At 28.3% G+C, this 24,100-nt stretch carries 22 protein-coding genes and 1 riboswitch; of the genes, 20 read left to right on the top strand and 2 right to left on the bottom strand.

Annotated elements, in window-relative coordinates; genetic code table 11:
- Positions 1-219: 219 nt before the first annotated feature.
- The 6 genes from K5V21_RS01530 to K5V21_RS01555 all read left to right on the top strand — a co-directional run bounded on the left by K5V21_RS01530 (position 220) and on the right by K5V21_RS01555 (position 4,311).
- Positions 220-477: a FeoC-like transcriptional regulator gene (locus tag K5V21_RS01530; protein WP_221858538.1), complete on the top strand. Its 258-nt coding sequence runs from the start codon at positions 220-222 to the stop codon at positions 475-477.
- 15 nt (positions 478-492) lie between these two features.
- A complete protein-coding gene (locus K5V21_RS01535) occupies positions 493-711 on the top strand; it encodes a FeoA family protein (protein WP_204593380.1) in 219 nt (72 codons plus the stop codon).
- A 12-nt stretch (positions 712-723) separates the two neighbouring features.
- Positions 724-942 (top strand): FeoA family protein, encoded by a 219-nt coding sequence (locus K5V21_RS01540; protein ID WP_221858540.1) that lies wholly within the window; start codon positions 724-726, stop codon positions 940-942.
- Positions 943-1,014: 72 nt separating this feature from the next.
- Positions 1,015-3,018, top strand: a complete 2,004-nt coding sequence (gene feoB / locus K5V21_RS01545; protein ID WP_221858542.1) for a ferrous iron transport protein B — start codon at positions 1,015-1,017, stop codon at positions 3,016-3,018.
- 356 nt (positions 3,019-3,374) lie between these two features.
- Complete coding sequence (locus K5V21_RS01550) at positions 3,375-3,770, top strand: SdpI family protein (protein WP_221858544.1); 396 nt, start codon at positions 3,375-3,377, stop codon at positions 3,768-3,770.
- 85 nt (positions 3,771-3,855) lie between these two features.
- The gene (locus tag K5V21_RS01555; RefSeq protein WP_221858547.1) at positions 3,856-4,311 is read left to right on the top strand and encodes an ASCH domain-containing protein; all 456 of its coding nucleotides are present in this window, start codon (positions 3,856-3,858) and stop codon (positions 4,309-4,311) included.
- A 181-nt stretch (positions 4,312-4,492) separates the two neighbouring features.
- On the opposite strand, the gene K5V21_RS01560 is transcribed toward K5V21_RS01555, so the two are convergent.
- Complete coding sequence (locus tag K5V21_RS01560) at positions 4,493-5,341, bottom strand: pentapeptide repeat-containing protein (protein WP_221858549.1); 849 nt, start codon at positions 5,339-5,341, stop codon at positions 4,493-4,495.
- Positions 5,342-5,641: 300 nt separating this feature from the next.
- On the opposite strand from K5V21_RS01560, the gene K5V21_RS01565 reads away from it, so the two are divergent.
- The 14 genes from K5V21_RS01565 to uhpT all read left to right on the top strand — a co-directional run bounded on the left by K5V21_RS01565 (position 5,642) and on the right by uhpT (position 23,225).
- Positions 5,642-5,845: a helix-turn-helix transcriptional regulator gene (locus tag K5V21_RS01565; RefSeq protein ID WP_221858552.1), complete on the top strand. Its 204-nt coding sequence runs from the start codon at positions 5,642-5,644 to the stop codon at positions 5,843-5,845.
- A gap of 1 nt (position 5,846) precedes the next feature.
- On the top strand, positions 5,847-6,527 hold the full coding sequence (locus K5V21_RS01570; RefSeq protein WP_221858553.1) for a DUF6773 family protein: 681 nt from the start codon (positions 5,847-5,849) through the stop codon (positions 6,525-6,527).
- A gap of 356 nt (positions 6,528-6,883) precedes the next feature.
- A complete protein-coding gene (locus K5V21_RS01575) occupies positions 6,884-7,549 on the top strand; it encodes an N-acetylmannosamine-6-phosphate 2-epimerase (protein ID WP_221858554.1) in 666 nt (221 codons plus the stop codon).
- Positions 7,550-7,584: 35 nt separating this feature from the next.
- Positions 7,585-8,451 (top strand): N-acetylneuraminate lyase, encoded by an 867-nt coding sequence (locus tag K5V21_RS01580; protein ID WP_221858555.1) that lies wholly within the window; start codon positions 7,585-7,587, stop codon positions 8,449-8,451.
- 74 nt (positions 8,452-8,525) lie between these two features.
- Positions 8,526-10,028 (top strand): sodium:solute symporter, encoded by a 1,503-nt coding sequence (locus K5V21_RS01585; RefSeq protein ID WP_221858556.1) that lies wholly within the window; start codon positions 8,526-8,528, stop codon positions 10,026-10,028.
- A gap of 117 nt (positions 10,029-10,145) precedes the next feature.
- Complete coding sequence (locus K5V21_RS01590) at positions 10,146-10,598, top strand: YhcH/YjgK/YiaL family protein (RefSeq protein WP_221858557.1); 453 nt, start codon at positions 10,146-10,148, stop codon at positions 10,596-10,598.
- Between the two features lie 157 nt (positions 10,599-10,755).
- Positions 10,756-11,652 (top strand): ROK family protein, encoded by an 897-nt coding sequence (locus K5V21_RS01595; protein WP_221858558.1) that lies wholly within the window; start codon positions 10,756-10,758, stop codon positions 11,650-11,652.
- A 184-nt stretch (positions 11,653-11,836) separates the two neighbouring features.
- Positions 11,837-13,036 carry a sialidase family protein gene (locus K5V21_RS01600; RefSeq protein WP_221858560.1) on the top strand — a complete coding sequence of 400 codons (1,200 nt, stop codon included), beginning with the start codon at positions 11,837-11,839 and terminating at the stop codon, positions 13,034-13,036.
- A gap of 887 nt (positions 13,037-13,923) precedes the next feature.
- Positions 13,924-14,007: riboswitch (cyclic di-GMP riboswitch) on the top strand.
- 155 nt (positions 14,008-14,162) lie between these two features.
- Positions 14,163-18,785 carry an NPCBM/NEW2 domain-containing protein gene (locus tag K5V21_RS01605; protein WP_221858562.1) on the top strand — a complete coding sequence of 1,541 codons (4,623 nt, stop codon included), beginning with the start codon at positions 14,163-14,165 and terminating at the stop codon, positions 18,783-18,785.
- Between the two features lie 290 nt (positions 18,786-19,075).
- On the top strand, positions 19,076-19,381 hold the full coding sequence (locus tag K5V21_RS01610; RefSeq protein WP_221858563.1) for a PadR family transcriptional regulator: 306 nt from the start codon (positions 19,076-19,078) through the stop codon (positions 19,379-19,381).
- Positions 19,382-19,518: 137 nt separating this feature from the next.
- The gene (locus tag K5V21_RS01615; protein ID WP_221858564.1) at positions 19,519-20,178 is read left to right on the top strand and encodes an ABC transporter ATP-binding protein; all 660 of its coding nucleotides are present in this window, start codon (positions 19,519-19,521) and stop codon (positions 20,176-20,178) included.
- Positions 20,178-20,942, top strand: coding sequence for an ABC transporter permease (locus tag K5V21_RS01620; protein ID WP_221858565.1), 765 nt, complete (start codon positions 20,178-20,180; stop codon positions 20,940-20,942). Before K5V21_RS01615 ends, K5V21_RS01620 begins: the two co-directional genes overlap by 1 nt.
- Positions 20,943-21,244: 302 nt before the next feature.
- A complete protein-coding gene (locus K5V21_RS01625) occupies positions 21,245-21,388 on the top strand; it encodes a hypothetical protein (protein ID WP_221858566.1) in 144 nt (47 codons plus the stop codon).
- A gap of 379 nt (positions 21,389-21,767) precedes the next feature.
- Positions 21,768-23,225 (top strand): hexose-6-phosphate:phosphate antiporter, encoded by a 1,458-nt coding sequence (gene uhpT, locus K5V21_RS01630; RefSeq protein WP_221858567.1) that lies wholly within the window; start codon positions 21,768-21,770, stop codon positions 23,223-23,225.
- Positions 23,226-23,486: 261 nt separating this feature from the next.
- On the opposite strand, the gene K5V21_RS01635 is transcribed toward uhpT, so the two are convergent.
- Positions 23,487-23,750 carry a hypothetical protein gene (locus tag K5V21_RS01635; protein ID WP_221858568.1) on the bottom strand — a complete coding sequence of 88 codons (264 nt, stop codon included), beginning with the start codon at positions 23,748-23,750 and terminating at the stop codon, positions 23,487-23,489.
- Positions 23,751-24,100 lie beyond the last annotated feature (350 nt).

Raw genomic sequence — 24,100 nt, forward strand, 5'->3', positions numbered from 1 at the left:
TTCTGATTAATGCTCTATTTTTATTGAATATATTTAATCAAAAAAAGACAATAAGGTATTTATAGGAAAAAGTACAATTATAAAGGAAATGAAAGATAAGTTCTTTTAATTAAATTCAAATAAATAATAGAAGAAGTTAATAAATTTGACAATTTTTAAACGAACTATTAATATGAAATTGAAGGTAATGATATTCAATATCAGTTGGGAGGCGGTTAAGTGTTAAAAGATATATTGAATTATATGTATGTTAATAAAGACTTCTCTTCAAAAAATATAGCAAAAAATTTAGAGATGAGTGAAGAAGTAGTAGATGAGTATAAAAATAAACTTGAGCTTACAGGGTATATAAAAAAAGGTGATTGCAGTAGTACAGCTTGTGAGAAGTGTAGCTGTGGATGCAATGAAAAGTCATTAAATCCAATTATTCAATGGGAATTCACTGATAAAGCTTTAAATCTAATTAAGAGAAAATAAAAGGAGCGTAGAGTTATGGAGAAGATATCTAAGTATAATGTTGGAGACAAGATTAAAGTAAAAGGCCTTGATAAAGATAGCAAGGTAAAAAGAAAGCTAATGGATATGGGAATAACACCTGGAGTTTTAATTGAAATAACAGGAAAAGCACCTCTTGGAGATCCAATTGAGGTTTATGTAAGAGGGTACAAGCTAACATTAAGAAAAGAAGAGGCAAATGCAATATTAGTTTAAGGAAGTGGTTTTATGGTACCAATGGCTTTTATTGATGAAGGGACATCAGTGACAGTTAAAGATGTGAGGATAAATGAAAAAATGGGCAAGAGAATTCAAGAAATGGGAGTTAATACTGGAGCAATAATAGACATAATCAAAAACGATGGTATTTCATTAATTATAGGGATAAGTGGAATGAGAGTAGCAATTAATAGAGGTATGGCACAAAAGATATTAGTAGAAGAATAGGAAAAAAAGAATCTGTTAAGTTGTTATGAAAAAAATAGCTTAACTATTCGTAAAATTTTAGGGGGTACAAAAATGAATATAGCCTTAGCAGGTAATCCAAACTGTGGAAAAAGCAGTTTATTCAACGTATTAACAAAATCTAGACAACATATAGGTAACTGGCCAGGTGTTACTGTTGAAAAGAAGGAAGGAACTTTAAAGTATAAGGGAAATGATTATAATGTAATTGATTTGCCAGGGACTTATAGTTTAGGTGCTTACTCTGAAGATGAAATAGTAGCTAGAGATTATATAATAAAAGATAAGCCTGATGTAGTTATAAATGTTGTAGATGCTGCAAATATTGAGAGAAACTTATATCTAACAGTTCAATTACTTGAACTTGGAGTAAATGTTATTGTTGCATTAAACATGATGGATAATGCAAAAGCAAAGGGAATTAATATAGATTCTGATGAGTTATCTAAAAGACTTGGAGTTCCAGTTGTTGAAACTATTGCAACAAAGAAAGAAGGAATAGACAAGCTTATAGAGAAAACTATAAACCTTAAAAAAGAAAGTACTAGAAGATTCAATATAAATAAAAAGCTAATGGGAAAAGTTGGTTTATTAGAGAGAGAGATTGAAGGTACTGCAAAAGGATTAGATTATTCATCAGAATGGATAGCGTTAAAGCTGTTAGAAAATGATAGCTATATAAAAGATTATATGAGTAAAAAAGGATATGAAAATATAGTAAAAACATCAGATAAGCTTATAGATGAGTACATAGAAGAAGAGGGTCTAGACCCAGAAATGGCAATCGTAGACGATAGATACAGCTATATTAGCAGTATAACTAAAGGAATACTTAAAAAACCAAAGACATCAGTTAAAACAATGTCAGATAAAATAGATAGTATTGTAACTAATAAATTCCTTGGAATACCTATATTTGCAGCAATTATGTATGTTTTATATAGTATAACATTTAATGTAGGTGGATCTTTACAAGAGTGGGCAGGAGAATTAATTGAAGATTTAGGAACTTTTGTAGTTGGTAAATTAGAAGGATTTGGAGCATCAGAATTCTTAACTGGATTTGTTAATGATGGTATATTTGCAGGGGTTGGAGCTGTTCTTACCTTCGTACCATTAATTATGGTTATGTATTTCTTAATGGGACTTTTAGAAGACAGTGGATATATGGCAAGAGCTGCTTATATAATGGATAGAATTATGAAAGCACTTGGTCTTCATGGTAAAACTTTTGTATCAATGATAATTGGATCAGGCTGCAATGTTCCAGGTATAATGGCAACTAGAACACTTGAAAGTAAAAAAGATAGAATGATAGCCATACTTATAAATCCATTTGTATCTTGTGGTGCAAGACTTCCAATATATCTTGTATTTATAGATGCATTCTTCCAAACACATGCAGCACTTATTTTATTATGTCTTTATTTATTAGGTATTATAATAGCATTACTTTGTGGAAAGTTACTAAGTAAAACTCTATTTAAAGGTGAAACTTCATATTTTGTAATGGAACTTCCAAGTTATAGAATGCCATCTATTAAAAATGTTGCAACATTAACTTGGGAAAAAGGTGGAGCATTTATTAAAAAAGCAGGAATTGTTATATTCCCAGCAGTTGTAGTTATTTGGATTTTATCAGTATTACCATTTGGTGTAGAACAATATAGTGAGGAATCAATAATTGGTATGATTGGTGGATTTATAGCACCTATATATGCTTTAGCTGGATTTGCTACATGGCAAGCTTCAGTTGCATTATTTTCAGGAATAATTGCTAAAGAAACAGTTGTTGCAACTTTAGGTATGTTATATGCTGGAGTATCTGAAGGAGATGCATTAACTACAGCAATTGCAGCACACTTTACACCACTTTCAGCTATGTCATATATGGTTATGACTTTATTATTTACTCCATGTCTTGCAGCACTTGGTGCTATAAAGAGGGAAACAAATTCAACTAAATGGACAATCTTTGCAGCAGTAGGAACTTTTGTTGTAGCACTTATAGTATCAACAATTGTATATCAAGTAGGATTACTTTTAGGATTTAAATAGAGAATTTATAGGAAATAACTTTGAAATTTTTAATATAAGTTTTTGATAAGATATGAGGGGTTTAGTATTCTCATATCTTTTTATTTTATAAAATTACTATAATTAATCTTATTGATTATTTAGTTATCTGAAATGATTCAAATAGGTTTATATATTTTAATGAAAAAGGTGATGTAGATACTAAATTTTTATAGTATAAAGAAATATTCCTTACAGCTATGATAATATAAATTATTTTAAGAAAAGTAATTTAAATATTTAAATATAATAATTTATAAATATTACTGGATTAATTATCTATAAGATATATATAATGGAATATATAAAGAATTTAATTAAATTATGGGGGAATTAAAATGGGATTTTGGATTTTTATGATGGTTTCAGATTTATTAATTCCACTTACAATGGTTGGGTTTGGTAAATTATTTATGAAAAGTGCACCAAAAGAAATCAATGGAGTTTATGGGTACAGAACCTCTATGTCTATGAAAAATAAAGATACTTGGGAGTTTGCACATCACTATTGTGGAAAACTGTGGCTAACTATAGGAGGAATTATGCTTGTTATTTCTGCAATAGCCATGTTATTTGTAATTGGAAAAGATAAAGATGTTGTAGGAAATTTTGGTGGAATACTTTGTGGTATACAGATTGTTTTCTTAATTGGTTCTATTTTTCCTACGGAGAGAGCCTTAAAGAAAAATTTTGATGAACGTGGTAATAGAAAAAGTGAAATAACTAAAAAATGATCAACTACTCAAATATCTTTGAAAGTGGTGTGTATAAAGTAAAGGAATATTTGTAAATTATTATCCATAAGAAGAGGGCGATAAAATGAATAAAATAGATTTGTTTTGGAATAGATTTTTACAAGAAAGTGGTTATGGTAAGAGCACAAAATATTTAGAAGTTTTTCATTTTGAACTTACAGAATACTTAGCAAATGAATTGTTAGAGCTTGTACTTGAAGGGAAGAAAAAAGCAACTTCAAGTAGTTTGATTTCATATCAAAAAGAAGATGTAAGACCTCCACAGGTAGGTGATTTAAGTATTGTAACAGATTGGAATGGAAATCCTAAATGTATAATAGAAACTAAAGACATTTCGATTATTCCATTTAAAGATATTACTTATGATATCTGTAAAAGAGAAGGGGAAGACGAATGTTTAGAAACTTGGAGAGGTGGTCATATAAGATTTTTTAAAGAAGAGGGTAAAGAAATAGGCTATGAATTTACTGAAGAATTATTAGTAGTTTTTGAAGATTTTGAAGTTCTTTATAAAGAATAAACTGATTAAAATTAATGGAAAAATTTTTAAATTATATATATTGAGTAGTAAAGTGGATAAGTAGAAGCGTATCCACTTTATTTATAGTAACTTATTGGCATTGGTTTAAAATATAGACTAATTTTAAGGGAGCTATTTGGTTTTCTTTGATCCACTTTTTAAGAAGAGTATTTATAAATATTTAATCACACCAATATTCTGGACGACTTAATGATATTGGTAATTTTGTGTTTATATCACCTTTGGCAGAGTTTAGTTGAAGCTGTGTAAGATAAATACTTCTTGATAAGTCTGCACCTCTTAAGTCAGTATCTCTTAAATCAGCTCCTAAGAAATCCACTCCACTTAAATTACTTCCTTTAAGATCTGCTGCAATTAAAAGTGCTCCACTTAAATCTTCACCTACTAAATTTGTCTTTTTAAAGTTTGAGCCAATTAAATTTAATCTTCCTGTAATTAATTTCTTACGATTTATATTGGAGGTTTTAACTTTTTTATATTTATTTCGTATAGATTTACTTGTTTCTAAAAGTAGTGCATTTACTTTACTTCTATATAAAACTAAATCTAAATTTATTAATGAAACTGCATCTAAGTTAGATATTTTAGTCATTTCTATAATCATATTATTTATTTTATTTTTAATATTTAAGTTATCTTGCATTCTTGAGGCTTCTGATAAATACCAGAGCATTTCATGAATTTGTCTCATTATTAGAAATACTTCAAACATTTGATTAGAAATTTCAGGGCTGTCTCTCCAATTATTCCCTTTGTAAGTAACTTTAGCAACCTTTTGTCCTGCGCCAAAGCAATCGTATGTAGAGCATCCTTTTAAACCTTTTTTTCTAAGTTCCTTATGAACTTTACATTTAAAACTTCTATCTAAATTTATACATGGTTTTCCTGCTTCCTTATCATTTGGAAATCCATCTGACTTAGAAAAATATAATGCAGTACAACAAAACCCAAAACAATTAGTGCAATCAATTTTTAAGTTTTCTTTTAATTCTCTATTTTTATGTATCATAACTATTATCACTCCATTTATGTTAATATTTATTTTACTTATTTACTTGTGAGATTATTTACTATTATTTATTTCTTTAGTCCGCAATATGATTTCTGGTTAAATATTCTATATTTTCATTATATATCTTAATACCATATCATTCAATTTTCAAAGAACATACTTTATTTATTAATTTGTAATATCATCATATTGTGATTTATAAAAAGAAAAATAAATCAAAGTTAAGTCTATAAAAATATGTCATATATATTTGACATTAAGCAATGTAAGTATTACTATTCTGGTAGGAGGATTAATATGGAAAATAAGAAAAATAAAAGAATGAAAATAGCAAGAATAGAAAAAGATTTATCACAAGAAGATTTAGCGAATCTAGTTGGAGTTACCCGTCAGACAATAAGTATGATAGAGTCTGGAAAGTATAATCCAACAATAAAACTTTGTATCTCTATTTGTAAGGAATTAGATAAAACATTAAACGATCTATTTTGGGGGGAGTAAAATGAAAATTTACGGGATGGATGAAAGAATTGATAAACAATATAATTCTACAAATATAGTAGCATATCTTTTGATTCAAATAGCATGTATTATAAGTCTATTAATAAAAGCATTTACTATTGATATCAATTTAATTTCTATAATTACAGAGATTTATATATTGGTTGGATGTAATTTGTACATAATTGTAAGATGCTTTATATTAGGCATTAGTTTAAAAGATCTAATAAAAGGAATGGATGAGGGGATAGTAACCTTTAGAAATAAATTTATATCACAAAGCTTTAAGGCCGCATATATATTTACTATTTGTATAGGTGCAATTTATGTATTTATATTTGATAATATTTATTTATCTGGTTTTAATGGTTTTATTTTCTTTATACTAGGGTTATATGTATCATATAAGTATATAAAGAATGGAATTCTTATATTTGGTAGTATAAGAAAGAGAAATAGTAAAAAGGTTACTCTTAAGGAGTTTAAAATAAGGGTTGTTATTGGTAGCATTATATTTGGATTAATAATGAATGGAAATGAAGTGTATGTTGATGGGAGTTTTCATTTTACTGGTATAATGATGATATTTTTATCAGCCTTATTATGGGGAATACCATTTTATTTTATAATGAAACTAATGATTAATACCTCGGAGAAAAATGCAGATAAGCTATCAAAGTGATAAATAAAAATAATAATGGAAATCATTTGGCTTCCCAGATTCTCCTTTTAAGAATTTTATATAAATTAAATTCTTCTATAGATATTAATATTAAAGTGCATAAAAGTTCTAGCATAAAATTGTAGGAATTTATGCACTTTTTTTATTGCTTATTTTTAAGGGAAAGTAGTTCACATAAAGAAAAGTAAGATTTAATTTATCTAATAGATTTTGATTATATGAGAGAAGAGATCCATATTGGAAAATAAATAACTATAAATTGAAAAATATTTTCAAAAAGGTATTGAAATATCTTTAGAAAATGATTACAATAAGAATATAGAGAAAATAATTTTCAGGAAAAGGTGATATATAAAATGTTAGATGGATTAAAAGGGAATTTGATAGTTTCTTGCCAAGCCTTAGCAGATGAGCCTTTGCATAGCTCTTTTATTATGGGAAGAATGGCAATCGCAGCTAAGGAAGGTGGCGCAGTAGCAATAAGGGCACAAGGTGTTAGTGATATTAATGAAATAAAGAAGGTTGCAAAACTTCCTATCATTGGAATAATAAAAAGAATTTACAATGATTCAGAAATTTATATAACGCCAACTATTAAAGAAGTAGACGAGCTTTTAGAAACAGAATGTGAAATGATAGCATTAGATGCTACAAAAAGAAAAAGACCTAACAATGAAAATATACAAGATTTAGTTGATGCTATTCATGAAAAGGGAAAAAAAGCAATGGCAGATGTGTCAACTTTAGAAGAAGGTATTGAAGCAGAAAAAATAGGATTTGATTGTATATCAACAACACTTTCAGGGTACACAACATATTCTAAACAAAGTAACAAGGTAGATTTTGAACTTTTAGAAGAGTTAATAAAAACGGTAAAAATCCCAGTTATTTGCGAAGGAAAGATAAATACTCCAGAGGAACTAAAGAAGGCATTTGAATTAGGTGCATATTCAGCGGTGGTTGGAGGAGCAATCACAAGACCACAACAAATAACAAAGAGATTTACTGATGTTTTAAAATAAATTAAAAATTAAATGATTTTGGGAGGAGAAAGACAATGAAAGGTATTTATTCAGCACTATTAGTTTCATTTGATAAGGATGGAAACATCAATGAGAAGGGGTTAAGAGAAATAATAAGACATAATATTGATGTATGTAAGGTAGATGGTCTTTATGTAGGAGGAAGTACTGGAGAAAACTTTATGCTTTCAACTGATGAAAAGAAAAAAATATTTGAAATTGCAATGGATGAAGCAAAAGGAGAAGTTAAATTAATAGCTCAAGTAGGGTCAGTAAACTTAAAAGAAGCAGTAGAACTTGCAAAGTTTGCAACAGAGCTAGGATATGATTCATTATCAGCAGTTACACCATTCTACTATAAATTTGATTTTAATGAGATAAAACATTACTATGAAACAATAATAAATTCAGTAGATAATAAAATGATTATTTATTCAATTCCATTCCTAACAGGAGTAAATATGTCAATAGATCAATTTGCTGAACTTTTTGAAAACGATAAGATCATAGGCGTTAAGTTTACAGCGGCAGACTTCTACTTATTAGAGCGTATGAGAAAAGCATTCCCAGATAAATTAATCTTTGCTGGATTTGATGAAATGCTATTACCTGCTACAGTACTTGGTGTTGATGGAGCAATTGGTTCAACATTCAATGTAAACGGTGTAAGAGCAAGACAAATTTTTGAAGCTGCTCAAAAAGGTGATGTACAAACATCATTAGAAGTTCAACATGTAACTAATGATTTAATAACTGATATTTTAAACAATGGTCTTTACCAAACAATTAAATTAATTCTTCAAGAGCAAGGTGTGGATGCTGGATACTGCAGACAACCTATGAAGGAAGCTACTGAAGAAATGGTTGAAAAAGCTAAGGAAATTAACAAAAAGTATTTTTAGTGATATTTATTGAAAAACAGTAGTCTAACTTTAAAAAGTTAGACTACATAAAAGAATAGGGGAGGAGAATTGGTATGCAAGGGTTTACGAAGATTGATTTAGTTGTACTAGTTGTTTATTTAGGGGCAGTGCTTTATGCAGGTTTAAAGTTCTCTAAGAAAGAAATGAAAGGAAAAGAGTTCTTTAGAGGTGATGGAACTATTCCTTGGTGGGTTACTTCGGTTTCTATATTCGCAACGCTTTTAAGTCCAATTTCATTTTTATCATTAGCTGGTAACTCTTATAAAGGAACTTGGATAATGTGGTTTGCTCAACTTGGTATGTTTGTAGCAGTACCTCTTACAATAAGATATATCTTACCAATTTATAGTAGACTAGATATAGATACTGCTTATGAATATTTAGAAATAAGATATAAGGATAAAGGGCTTAGAGTTCTTGGAGCTATAATGTTCATAATTTATCAAATTGGACGTATGGCAATTATAATGTATTTACCATCAATGGTATTAGCAAAGCTTACTGGTATAAATGTTTACTTACTTATCATAGCAATGGGCGTAATAGCAATAATTTATTCATATACAGGTGGATTAAAGTCAGTATTATGGACAGACTTTATTCAAGGATGTGTACTTATAGCAGGTATTATTTTCGCATTAGTATTCTTAATTTCAACAATAGATGGCGGATTCGGATCTATTATGAGTGAATTAACTGAAGGAGGAAAATTTTTATCTTCAACAGAACCGATATTTAATGCTAATATATTTAAAACAAGTGTATTCTTATTAATAGTTGGAGGAGGATTAAATACTTTCTCATCATATATTTCAAGTCAGGATGTAGTGCAAAGGTTTACTACAACTACAGATATAAAACAATTAAAGAAAATGACTTATGGTAACCTAGTATTATCATTATTTGTAGCAACTATATTCTATTTAATAGGAACAGCTTTATATGTTTTCTATAGTCAAAATCCTCAGTTATTACAAACTGCTCAACAAGATCAAATTTTTGCATCATACATAGCATTCCAATTACCAGTTGGGATAACAGGTATAGTTCTTGCAGCTATATATGCAGCAGCACAATCAACACTTTCAACTGGATTAAATTCAGTTGCAACAAGTTGGACTTTAGATATTCAAAACTTTATAACAAAAGATATGTCAATGGAAAAACAAACAAAAATTGCTCAATATATATCTTTAGGAGTTGGTATAGCTTCAATAATAATGGCAGTAATCCTTGCAAATGGTGGAGTAAACTCAGCTTATGAATGGTTTAATGGATTTATGGGACTTGTTCTTGGAGTTTTAGCAGGAATATTTGTATTAGGAGTATTCTTCAAAAAGGCTACAAAAACAGGAGCATATGCTGGATTTATAGCATCAGCAATAGCTGTTATTGTATGTAAATATGGCGGATTCGATGTAAGTATATGGTCATACTCAATCATATCAATCGGAGTTTCAGTTATAGTTGGAATGATAGTTTCATTAATGACTCAATCTCAATTGGTTGATGAGAAAACTTTAAATAAAGCAACAATGTACTACAATAAAAATTAATAATATAAATAAATGTATAATATTTAATTAGATTAAGTGTTGATTTTTAAATGATCCTTACTATTCATTTGAAGATCAGCACTACTTTAAAATTTAATGTTTTTAGAGGTGAATGAAATGATATTTGGCAATTTAAGAAATTTAGAAAGTTATGATTATTTACCAAAGCTTATTAAGGAAGCTTTGCTACATGCAAAAAATAATAATGTAATAGAGTTTGCTCCAGGTACTCATGAAATAAAAGGCGAAGAGCTGTTCTTTAATAGGGTTAATTATACTACAAAAAATAAGGAAGATCGTTTTTGGGAAGGACATAAAAAATATATAGATGTTCATGTTGTTTTCAGTGGAAAAGAAAGAATAAATCTTAATTTTAAAGAAAACTTAGAATTTAAAGAATTTATTGAAAATGATGATTTTTTAGCGTTTGAAGGAGATGAAAATTCTTCAGTTGTTTTAGAAGAAGGGGACTTCTTAATTTGTTATCCAGAGGATATACACATGACTTGTCTAAAGGCTAGTGAGGAGTCTTCTGATATAAAAAAGGCTATTTATAAAGTGATTTTATAATGTTTTATTTTATGAGGTTGTATTAAAACTTACAATAATAAACCATGAAACTAAAGTGATTGATTAGGTTTATAATTTTATTTTAAGTTATTTTAATACAGCCTTTATTGCTTATAATAAATTTTATAAGGTATTAATTTTTTTAGAGGTGATAAATATGGATTTATTTGCAGTTATAGATATAGGTGGAACTAGCATAAAGTATGGAATTATAAATGAAGAAGAAACGTTAATAAATGTTAATGATAGAGATACTGAAGCTTATAAAGGTGGATTAAGTATACTCGATAAAGTTAAAGATATAATTAAAGATATTAAGGCTAATTATGATATAAAAGGAATATGTATATCAACAGCAGGAATGGTATGTCCTAAAGAAGGCAAAATTGTTTATGCTGGACCAACAATACCTAATTATACCGGGGTTGAAGTGAAAAAAATATTAGAGGAAGAATTTAATTTGCCATGCGCTGTAGAGAATGATGTTAATTGTGCTGCGCTGGGAGAATTTTTCGGGGGAGCTGGTAAAGGTAAATCTTCAATGGCATGTTTAACAATAGGTACGGGAATTGGTGGAGCATTAATTATAGATGACAAAATACTTCGTGGATTTAGTAATTCAGCTGGAGAAATTGGATATATGTTAGTTAACGGAGAACAAATTCAAGAAATTGCATCAGCAAGTACCTTGGTAAAAAATGTAGCTAAAAGAAAGAATGTTGACTCTAGTGAAATTGATGGTAGATACATATTAGATAATTATGAAAAAGGGGACATTATATGCAGAGATGAAGTTGAGAAATTGGCTGATAATTTAGCACTAGGAATTTCAAACATTGTTTATTTAATAAACCCAGAAGTTATTGTTTTAGGTGGAGGAATAATGGCTAGAGAGGAAGTTTTTAAACCTCTAATTGAAAAAAGTTTGAAAAAGTATTTAATAGAGTCAGTTTATAACAATACTAATATAGCTTTTGCAGAACTTAGAAATACCGCTGGACTTAAAGGCGCTTTTTATAATTTTAAGGAAACATTTAAGGATTCTTCTTTGTAATTTGATTATTAAGAATAAGATACTTAAAAGATAGATTATTAGCAGTGATTTAGGTATGTATTGTTTTATTACTTATATACCAGCCTTCAGGATTTATAAAAAATTGCACAAAAATTTAATCAATTTTAAAATGTGCAAATTTCTATAAAATATTTTAAATACTAATTTAAATGGAGGGATAGAAATGAAAAAAAATTTTATTAAAAACCTAAGAATCTTATCTATAATGACTATTAGCGTATTATGTACTAGTAATCCTGTATTTGCAAGTGAACTAAATACTAATACTGAGGAGTCAGCAATAACAGTATTTGATAAAACTAACAATGCATGGAATGCAAAGTATTTTAGAATTCCAAGTATGCAATTATTAAAGGATGGCTCTATGTTAACGTTTTCTGACATTCGTCATAATGGTCCTCAAGACCATGGGAATATTGATATTGGATGTGCACGTAGTATTGATGATGGAAAAACGTGGAGTTATCAAGTAGCAATGAAAAATGATGGTGTTAATTCAAAATTTTCTCGTGTAATGGATTCAACAACAGTAGTTACCAATACAGGTAGAGTTATATTAATTGCAGGCTCTTGGAATAAGGACGGTAATTGGGCAAATAGTACAACTTCATTAAGAAATGATTGGTCTGTTCAGATGGTTTACTCTGATGATAATGGCGTAACATGGTCTGATAAAATAGATTTAACTACAAATCAATCAAGAATAAAAAATCAGCCAAGTAATACAATTGGATGGTTAGGTGGAGTTGGATCAGGTATTACAATGTCTGATGGAACAATAGTAATGCCAATACAAATTGCATTAAGAGAAAACAATACTAATAATTATTATTCATCAATTATGTATTCAAAAGATAATGGTGAAACATGGACAATGGGAAATAAAGTACCTAAATCAAAAACTTCTGAAAATATGGTAATAGAGCTAGATGGATCTTTAATTATGAGTGCTAGAGATGACTCAGCTGGTTATAGAGCATCATATATATCTCATGATTTAGGATCTACATGGAGTGTATATGAACCTTTAAATGGTAAAATTTCAACTGGTTATGGTTCAGGCTGTCAAGGTTCATTTATTAAAATTACCAATTCTAATGGGCATAGAATTGGATTAATTTCAGCACCTAAGAACACTAAAGGCTGGTATACTAGAGATAATATTACTGTCTATATGATTGATTTTGATGACGTATCTAAAGGAATTAAAGAACTATGTGTCCCTTATCCTAAAGATGGAAATAAAGCTGGCGGTGGGTATTCCTGCTTAGCTTTTAACAATGATAAATTAAGTATTCTTTATGAAGCAGATGGAAATATAGAGTATAAAGATTTAACATCTTATTATAAATCAATACTATAAAAAGAAAATATTATTAAAAAAATCTTCAGTAATTATGCTGAAGATTTTTTTAATAATTAATAATAATTTTATGACCCCACACTTTCCCATTGGATTTTTCTTTTGACAATGTTATTTCTTCCTATAATACAAGTATGGGTTAAATTATAGTATATAAGGAGGTTCTTTATTATTATAAATAATAGTTAAGTGTAATTTAAATATAAGATTAAACCTATTATTATTTCGTGTTATAATTTGATATAAGGGATATTGTACATAATAAAAATATAGTCTATTGTAAGTAGTAAATAATGTTAACTTTTAAGGAGATACAAAGCTTAAATGATTTATATTTAGTTTTAAAGGTAGAAATTAATATAAATATCTGTCTTAAAATAGTTAAAAATAATTTTAATATAACCATTTTTTGTAGCCTTTCTTATTTAGCGGATATAAAGCTTTAATATATAGCATAAAAAAGATGAATAGATTAAGTTATTGAGTTTTACTTGTAGATTATGTAATATTAAGTAACGCCTATTTATAGGATACTAACAACCCTTAGTTAAATAAATATTTTTACAATTTTAAGCTAATATTTCTTTTTATATAATAACTTACATATTAGAAGTCCACATATGCCAAATAGGTATATGTGGATTTTTAGTTTATTTATATACTTAATAGGTTCTATTTAATCTGAAATCTAAGTTAGATTAATAGAGAAAATAATAATTAGTTCATAAATAGATTTTAAAGTTATGATTAGAATTGAAAGTTCTCATATAAAGTTTTATATGGGAGCTTTTTTATTACATAAAAATAATTTGTCGAAATTTTCAAAAAATAAATAGAAAATATATTGAATTTTATGTAAAATAATAGTAAAATTTCACTAAGAAATAAAATAAAATAGGCAAACCTAGAGAAATTTAGGGACGCAAAGCTATAGGGACTAAGGTTTAAAACTATGTCAGCCAGTTGCCAAAGGGTACATTATACTTTTTGTTTTTAAGATTAATTAATTATAAATATTGATTATAATTATAATTTATTAATTTCATTATGTGTATACAGCTACTCTTTTTTGAGTAGCTTTTTTAATGTACTTCTGAGGTATTAAATTAATCAGGGGGGAAGAAATATGAATAAGAAAAAAGTAGCAGCTATAATTATGGCTGCAATAATCACAAACTTTTCAGTTACAGCAGTAGAAGTTTTTGCAGATGAATTAAATAGCAATAAAGTGATTCAAAACATATCAAATGAAAGTAATCAAAATAAACAAGCAACAAAAGCTACTGTAAATAAATTTAATTTAGCTAGTAGCGAAAACTTAGAAGCGTACAATAAAGCTTTTAAAGTTGATAATTCTAAAATAATTTCAATAACTAATAATGGTGGGAGATATGGAAGTAGCGTATTAAATAGAATAATAGATGGTGATTTAAATACTCACTGGGAAACAGGGAAACCAAATAATTCAAATTTTAAAAATGAAGTAGTATTTGAACTTAGTGAAAAAACAACATTAAATAGAATAATGTATAAATCAAGACCTGGCAACAAAGGTTTTGCAAAAGAGTTTAAGATATATACATCAAGTACTAGTAGGGGCAATGACTTCCAATTAGTCTCGTATGGCTCATCTGAAGTAACTTCTGATTTATTAGAGATTAAATTTAATCCTACAGAATTTAAAAGAGTAAAATTTGTATTTGAAAAAGCTAATGCTGATTGGGCAGCAGCCTCAGAAATAATGCTTTATAAAGAAGATAAAGCAACGGATGAAGTAAATGATTTATTTACAGATGAAACTAAATATAAATTAAAAGATAAATACAAAGATATAAATATAATAAAGAACTTAGAAGAACAAGTAGCAAACCATCCATTAAGAAAAACTCTTTTAAATGATATAAATATAGCTAAAGATCTTTTACATAGTAGTGATGATGAAGAACAATCAACATATTCTTTAATTAAAATATCAGATATAGCAAAATCTAAAGATTTAGCTAAGTATAATGAAAAATACAAGATAAGTACAGATAATTTCAAAAGTGTAACTAATAATGGTGGTAGTTATGGAAGTAGTGTACTTACAAAACTTTATGATGGTAATAAAGATACTCATTGGGAAACAGGTAGAGGAAATGATGATAACTTTAAAAATGAAGTAGTATTTACATTTAAAGAAATACAAGAAATAGAAAGAATTATTATGTCATCTAGAAAAGGTCAAGAACATAAAGGGTTCCCTCTAGAGTATGAAATATATGGTTCTCTAAATGAAAATTCCAATACATATAAATTAATTTCTAAAGGAAAAGCAAATGGTGTTATGGCAGAAGACACTGAAATAGTATTTCCTAAGACTAAATTTAAGAAGTTAAAATTCAGATTTGTAACTGCTTATGATTATAGAGCGGGACTTGCTGATATGTCATTTTATAAAGAAGATACAACGACAAGAAAGGTAAACTCTGTATTTAAAGATAAGTTACATACTAAAATATCTGAAGACTATAATACGATAGATAAATTAAATAAGCTAGAAGAAGAAATAAATAATCATCCCCTAAAGAATGATCACATGGAAATAATTAATGCGGCCAAAAAAATAGTAAGTAAAAAGGAAGTAGAAACAAGTCAAATAATAACATTATCTCAAAGGGGTAATGAAAACAATCAAAGAGATAAAAGAAGACAAGTATTTGCAGGTGGAAATTTAGATTTAACAGGATATTATGCAATGCCGGATAAAGCATTTGAAGTATATGTAGATGCAGATGAAAATGGTATATTACCACAATTAGTTATGGCACAAGTTGGTGAAGTTGATAGTTCGGGAAGGCATATAAGAAGCTTAAACGCAGGTAGAAATATAATAAAAGCTCCAAGTGGAACAACGGGATTTGCAATATACTTTACTAATAAAGCTTTACCTGAAGAACAAACATATGCACCAAAAGTTAGAGTGGCAGGGGAGAACTTAAAAAAGTACCCTATATACATATATGGTAAAACAAATATAGATGATTACATAGAACAAGTGAAGAATCACAAAGGCGCCAACATGACAGATGTAATGGGAGAGCGATTCTTAATATCAGGAAAAAATAGTGAAGCTAAGATAGCATATGTAGATAGAGGTAAAAGCCCATTAGATGCAGTTAACGCTTTTAAAAAGCTTATATCTTCATTTGACAAATTAGCAGGATATGATAAAAACGATCCAAATCCAATACATAGACCATCAAAAGCTCTATATCACTATAAAGGTAGTAATGCAAAGGGATTATTTGCATCTAATGAATATATTCATTATGAAGGAAGTACAGCAAGAGATATATTTGCAGGAAACTTCTCTGATTGGGGAATAGGTCATGAGTTTGGACATCAAATAGAAAATGGTGATATGAGACTTCTAGAAGTTACTAACAACCTATTCTCAATAGCAGCACATAAATCAAACATAGGTTATATAGGAAGAGACTTTACTTGGAATCAAGCTAATATTGATAAATACTTTACTTTTAAAGGAACTAAAGGATTTGGTGGATTCCTTGGTGATAATTTTAAATATAAACTTGGATTATTCGAAAGATTGTTAGTTATAACTCAAATAACAAATTATTTCGGAGACGAAGCCTATTCTAATGCAAGTAGACTAATTAGAGAAAATCCTTCTAGATATGGAGCAACTGGGGATTATCAAGCTATAATTACTGCACTGTCAGAAGCAACAGGATATGATTTATCTGGCCACTTTGAGTATTATAACTACCCTGTAACTGATAAGACAAAAGAGTTTACTTCTCAGTTTAAACCATTCAATAAAAAGATAAGATATACGACGCTAGATACTTATAAGAAAATAAAGGATAAGGTTGAAACATTTAATCAAGAAACTAAGGCAGTTATAACTTCTGTAAAGAAAGATAAAGATGGATTTACAATAAATATGGGAACAAGTGATAACAATAAAGGAACTGTAGCTTATGAAATATATAGAGATGGAGAATTTGTTGGGTTCACAAGAACAGATACTTATAAAGACGTAACTGATAGTTCTAAAGAATACGATTATCAAGTTGTAGCTTTTGACTATAGAGTAAATGAACGTAAAAGTGAAGTATTCAAAACTTCATCTATAATATATAAGCCAGTTTTAAGAGTAGATTCTGAAAATATATTAGTAGAGAAAAATAGTGAATTCAATCCTTTAGAACATGTGAGTGCACTCACATTTGATGAAAAATCCATACCAAACTCTAGAATAAAGGTAACGAGTAATGCTGACACTAAAACTAAAGGAAAGTATAAAGTTACTTATGAAGCTGAGGACAGGGGATATACTACATCAAAAACTGTATATGTGACTGTTTTTGAAAAATTAGATGTTAAAAAGTCTAAGTATGGACAGGTTAATAACTTAGTTAATTACAATAAAGAATATAAGATACCAGTGGTTTCTGTAAGTAACAACGGGGGAAACTATGGTAATAGTGTTATAGGAAACATTATAGATGGTAAGCAAAATACACATTGGGAAACTAAAACTCCAAATAGTAGTTCATTCAAAAATGAAATAATATTTGATCTAGGTGAATCTAAAGAAATTTCAAAAATAGCCTATGGCGCTAGAAGAGATGCAGGTAATAAAGGATTTGCTACTAAGTTTGAAATATATGTTTCTAACAAAGCAGAAGGTAATGACTTTATATTAGCAGGAAAAGGTGAATATAAGGGAAGTGCATCAGATATTGTTGAATTTGATATGGATAAAACTAATGCAAGAAGGGTTAAGTTTAAGTTTATAGATGCTAATGCTAATTGGGCAAGTATGAATGAAATAGGATTCTATAAAGAAGATACTATAGCTAAGAAGATATCAACTGAATTATTCACTGATAAATCTAAATCTGAAGTTGAAAAAGCATATAATACTTTAGATAAATTAAATGCATTTAAAGAAGAAGTTAAAGGTTATCCAGCTTACGAATTTTTCAAAGGAGATTTCGATAAAGCAGAGAAATTAATAAGAGCAACATTCCCAACATTAAAGATAGCGAAGTCTGAATCTACAAAAGTAGGAGAGCCTATAGATTTAAATGTTGGATATAGTGCACATGATAATAAAGATGGTGACTTAACATCTAAAGTTAAAGTAACTGGGCACGTTAACTTTAATAAACCAGGAAAATACACTATAACTTATAAAGTGGTAGATAGTGATGGAAATGAAGTAGTTAAAACTAGAACAGTTGCAGTAGTTAATATGAAAGATTATAAATATCTAACTGAGTATAACTGGAAAAGTGCTAAAACAGGATGGAGTACTGTTAAAAAGGATAAAGCAGTAAGTGGTAATGCTTTAAGACTTACTGGAGATAATAATAAAGAAGTTACTTATGCTAAAGGTATAGGAGCTCATGCACCATCAACTATAATCTATGATTTAACTGATAAAAATTATGCTTACTTCACTTCTTATGTAGGTGTAGATAGGGCTATGTATGGAAGTGTAGGTTCAGTAAAGTTTGAAGTATATGTAGATGGAGAAAAGAAATTTGATAGTGGGTTAATGAACTCAAGAGATCATCAAAAATATGTTGAAGTTAATATAAATGATGCTAAAGAATTAAAGCTTGTAGTAACTGATGGTGGAAATGGAAATGGTTCAGATCATGCTACATGGGGAGATGCTAAACTTCATTTTGCTAATGATAATGAAAGTAAAGAAAAAAACTTAGAGAATTAGTAGAACATGCAGATACTATTACAAAAGATATGATAGGAAAAAAATCATATTGATTCAAAATGGGATAACTTTGAAGAAGAAAGAAGGTAGCTTAAGCTACCTTCTTTTACTTATGTTTAAAAATACTTATATTACTAATAAAATGCAGTTTATAAAAGAAATATAATAACATATGATAATAAGTGTATTATTAGTTTTAAGAAAAAATAATCTAAATTTATATATTATAAAATGATATAATTGTATAAATAAAACTAAAAATGATTGTAAAACTTAAGGAGTTGAACAGAGTGAAGGAACAGATAATAAGAAAGATATTTAATGGATTAATATACATTCATATATTACATCATGCAGATGAAGAAAGTTTTTATGGAAGCTGGATGATAGAAGAACTAAAGGGACATGGATATAGTATGAGTCCTGGAACATTATATCCTGTTCTTAAAACTATGGTAGAGGAAGGGCTTTTAGAAAAGGAAGAAAAAAATGTTAATGGCAAGATAAGAAAATATTATAAAAGTACAAAAAAAGGAAATGAACTTTTATTAGAATTAAAGGAAAGCTTAAAGGTTCTAGTAGGTGAAGTTATGTAGAAAATAGGTTGGTAGATTTAAAAAATTAAATTTACTAACCTATTTTTATATTGAAAAGGAAAAATTTTTGTGTTAATATCGAAATGCGATATTGAAATTTGATATTGATATATTATTAATGGGTTGGGAGAATTAATATGAAAATACTTGAGTTAAATAAGGTCTACTATGATGTAGATCATGAAAAAAATATAATAAATGGAGTATCCTTTCAAGTAAATGAAGGAGATTGTATATCTATTATAGGGGAGTCAGGAAGTGGTAAAAGCACATTAATGAAGGTATGTGCAGATTTAATAGAAATTGAAAGTGGAAGTATAAAATATAGAGATAAAGAATACGAAGATTATGAGCCCACTGAATTACGAAGAAAAGTTAGTTATTGTACACAGTCTGCATGTCTTTTTGGAGATACTGTATATGATAATTTAGAGTTTCCATTTAAGATAAGAAATAACGATGTAGATAAAGATAAAATGATATATTTTCTAAACCTATTTAATTTAGATGAAAGCTATTTAGACAAGCAAATATCATCATTATCAGGAGGAGAAAGGCAGAGGGTCGGACTTATAAGAAATGTTATATTTAAGCCAGATATATTATTACTTGATGAAGTAACATCAGCTTTAGATATTAGCAACACAAAAAATATTCAGGATTATGTTAAAAAAATAAATAGTGAAGGTGTAACTGTATTATGGATTACTCATAGTGAGGAGCAAAGCACTAGCATATTTAATAAAAGAATAATTTTTTCAAAGGGTAATATAGAAAAAATGGAGGAGTTAAATTAATGAGTACAGAGGCTTTAATTTTTTCATCAATTTTAGTAGTAATCCCAATATTTATTTCATATAAAGATAAATTAAATATAGGAAAAGATATAATAGTAAGTGTAGCTCGTGCAATTATCCAATTAATTATAGTAGGATATCTTTTAAATTTTATATTTGGATTAGAAAACCCAATATATACAATAATGTTGATTTTGGTTATGATCTTTATTGCAGCATTAAATACTAAGAAAAAAGGAGATTCTATAGAAAATCAAATTGTTATATCCTTTGTTTCTATTCTTATAGGGACAAGTATTACTATGACAATATTAATACTGTCAAATGCAATAAAATTTAAAGCAAGTGATGTAATACCAGTTGCAGGTATGATTATAAGTAACTCTATGGTAGCAATTATATTAAGTTATAGAAATTTAAATACTAGTTTTAAAGAGAGAAAGGAAGCTGTTGAAGTTAAACTGTCATTAGGAGCAGATATAAAGGAAGCCTCAAGGGATATCATAAGAGAAAGTATAAAGCTTTCTATAATGCCAACTATTGACTCAGCAAAAACTTTAGGAATAGTATCATTACCTGGAATGATGACTGGATTAATATTAGGTGGAACATCACCAATAGTTGCAGTAAAGTTTCAGATAATGGTTACATTTATGATTCTATCATCAGCATCTATATCAACTATGATATCTACATATTTAACTTACAAAACGTTTTTTAATAAAAGAAAGCAATTAAAAGATTCAAGTAAATATATACTTTGATGATTTATTATTAGTGATAAATTTAGACTAAGTTCTCTATAGAACTTAGTCTTTTTTATATATGAACTTCATTCTAAAAGATAATTTCTACACATAAAATTTAGTATATGTATATGATAAAGAGGTGAGCTTTTGCTTAAAAGAAAAAGGTACTTTAAGTTTATTATAAAAGCTATATTATTTGCTATTTTTTATATTTTAATGAATATGTTTCTTGATTCTTATTCTAATTTATTTGTATTAGGTTTATGCGTTTTAGTTGTATATGTATTAGTGAAGTGCGACAAAATGGAGATATAAGGATGCAAGATACTAATAATATTTTAGAGTATATTTATAGAAAACTTATTAGGAGAAAAGAGATAATGAATAATGGATTATTAGAAAATAAAAAAATTATATCTATGTTCAATGATAAGTATTCTAATAGTTATATCTTTTTTTAGAAAAGTACAATGAGTATGAAACTTGGACTTTTATAGATAATACTAATAAAGAAATTAAAACAGTTAGATTTAATAATTATAATAAATAGTACAGTTGAGGACTTAGAAAATATAATTAATTAGCTTATATAAACTGTAATTTAGGGTTATAATTATATATATTTTATATAAGGTTAAAAATTAAAAAGTCTACTCAAGGTAGGTATAAAAGTTTGAAAATTAAAATCTTCTAAATGTTACATTTGTGAAACATATAGGAGATTTTTTTGTGTATAAATTATTTTATCATTATATTGCAAACATTTTCAGAAAACGTTTTTTGAAAAATTAAAATATATTCTAGAATATTTCAGAATATATGAGTTAATGGAGGAATTAAATGGACGCAATAGTTAACTTTTTTAATATCGATAAAAAGTCAGTTTCTGTACCAATAGAACAACAAAGAAAACAATGGATTAAACAATTTTTAAAAGCTTTTTTAGTTGTATTTGTTGTTTATGCTTGTATGTATTTAATTAGAAATAACTTTAAAGCGGCACAACCACTTTTAAAAGAACAATTAGGTTACACTACATCAGAGCTTGGATACATAGGATTTGGATTTTCAATTACATATGCAATAGGTAAAACATTATTAGGTTACATAATTGATGGTAGAAATGCAAAACGTATAGTTTCATTTTTATTAGCAATGTCAGCAACAATAGTATTAATAATAGGTATTTTACTACTTAGTGGTAAACAACCATCAGGAATTATATTATTACTTTGGGGATTAAGTGGATTTTTACAAGCACCAGGAGGTCCAGCTGCTTACTCTACAATATCAAGATGGACTCCAACAGTTAAAAGAGGTAGATATTTAGGATTTTGGAATATGTCTCATAATATAGGTGGTGCAATCGCTGGAATACTTGCACTATGGGGTGCTAATACTTTCTTCCATGGAAATGTTGCAGGGATGTTTATATTCCCAGCAATAATAGCACTTATCGTTGGTGTAGGATTAATGTTTGTCGGTAAAGATGAACCTGAAGAATTAGGTTGGAATAGAGTTGAAGACATCTTTGGTGAACCTGTAGATGAAGATAATATCGAAAGTGAATCAATGACTAAGTTTGAAATCTTTAAAAAATATGTTTTAAAGAATCCTTGGATTTGGACACTTTGCGTAGCGAACGTTTTCGTATATATTGTTCGTATAGGAATAGACAACTGGGCTCCACTTTATGTTACAGAACATTTAGGATTTGGAATGACAGATGCTGTTGATACAATATTCTACTTTGAAATGGGAGCTCTTTTAGGAAGTATGACTTGGGGATATGTATCTGACCTTCTAAAAGGAAGAAGAGCAATACTTGCAGCTTTTTGTTTAGGAATAACTGCCTTTGCAGTACTTGGATATAGATATGCAACTAGTGTTGCAATGATAGATGTTTCATTATTCTGCTTAGGTGCATTAATCTTTGGACCACAACTTTTAATAGGTGTCTCAATAGTAGGATTTACTCCCAAAAAGGCAACCACAGTAACTAATGGATTAAGTGGAACATTTGGTTATCTTTTTGGTGATTCAACTGCTAAAGTTGCACTTGCAAAAATTGCAGATCCAAAATCATCAGGTATAACTGTATTTGGGACAAATCTTCATGGATGGAATGATGTTTTTGTTGTCTTCTATGCAGCACTTATCGTAGGTGTAATTTTACTTCTTGTAGTAGCTTATGGAGAAGAAAAGAAAATTAGAAGATTAAGAAGGGAAAAAGCTTCAGCTAAGTTAGAAGAAGCAGTTTTAACTAGTTTAGAAAAAGAAGCAGCTGTAACTAACTAAAAATTTTAGCTCATAAATAAACATTTATTTTATAAATCTAAAAATAAAAAAGAACTTATATAATAGACAATCAAAAAGAGAGTTTATATATAAGTTCTTTTTTATTATACAAGCTTAATCTTAATCTAAAAATTTAAAATTATATAATTAATTAGATTAAGTTTATTTATATTAAAAAGTACACCTCTATGGCACTCTCTATGGAATTCTAGATGACAGTCTCAATCACAATTTCTGTGGCAAAGTCTTTCATATTCTATGCTAAAATTCTCTCACAAATTCTTTGGCAACGTCTTTCACATTCTCTGCAACGTCTCTCGCATTCTCTATCACATTCCCTACGCAAACGTGCACAAATTCTTTGACATTCTCTACGACGTCTTTCACATTCTCTACGACAACGTCTATTACATTCTCTTTCGCATTCTCTACGCAAACGCTCACAAATTCTTTCGCATTCCCTACGGCAACGTCGTTCACAATCTCTTTCACATTCTCTACGTAAACATGCACAAATTCTTGCACATTCCCTACGACAGCGTCTATTACATTCTCGCTCGCATTCTCTACGGCAACGTCGTTCGCACTCTCTAGGACAACGATCTCTATCAGAACCTATCCCAAAATCTCCATTGCAACTGCTACAACCGAAATCTTCATCAAAGCAACCTCTATCAAAATCTCTATCACACATACAAAACACCTCTTATAAAAATTAGTTTATATGTTATAATATGTCAAATTGTTAATATTGGTACATAAAAAAGTCGAAATAAATAATGAATTTAGATTTAAATATTAAAATGTTAGAATAAAGGCCATTTTAATATAAATATCAATTCTAAAATAATAGATTAATATTGCAAAAACAATAT

The sequence above is a fragment of the Clostridium sardiniense genome (genome assembly GCF_019753795.1).
Classification (GTDB): domain Bacteria; phylum Bacillota; class Clostridia; order Clostridiales; family Clostridiaceae; genus Clostridium; species Clostridium sardiniense.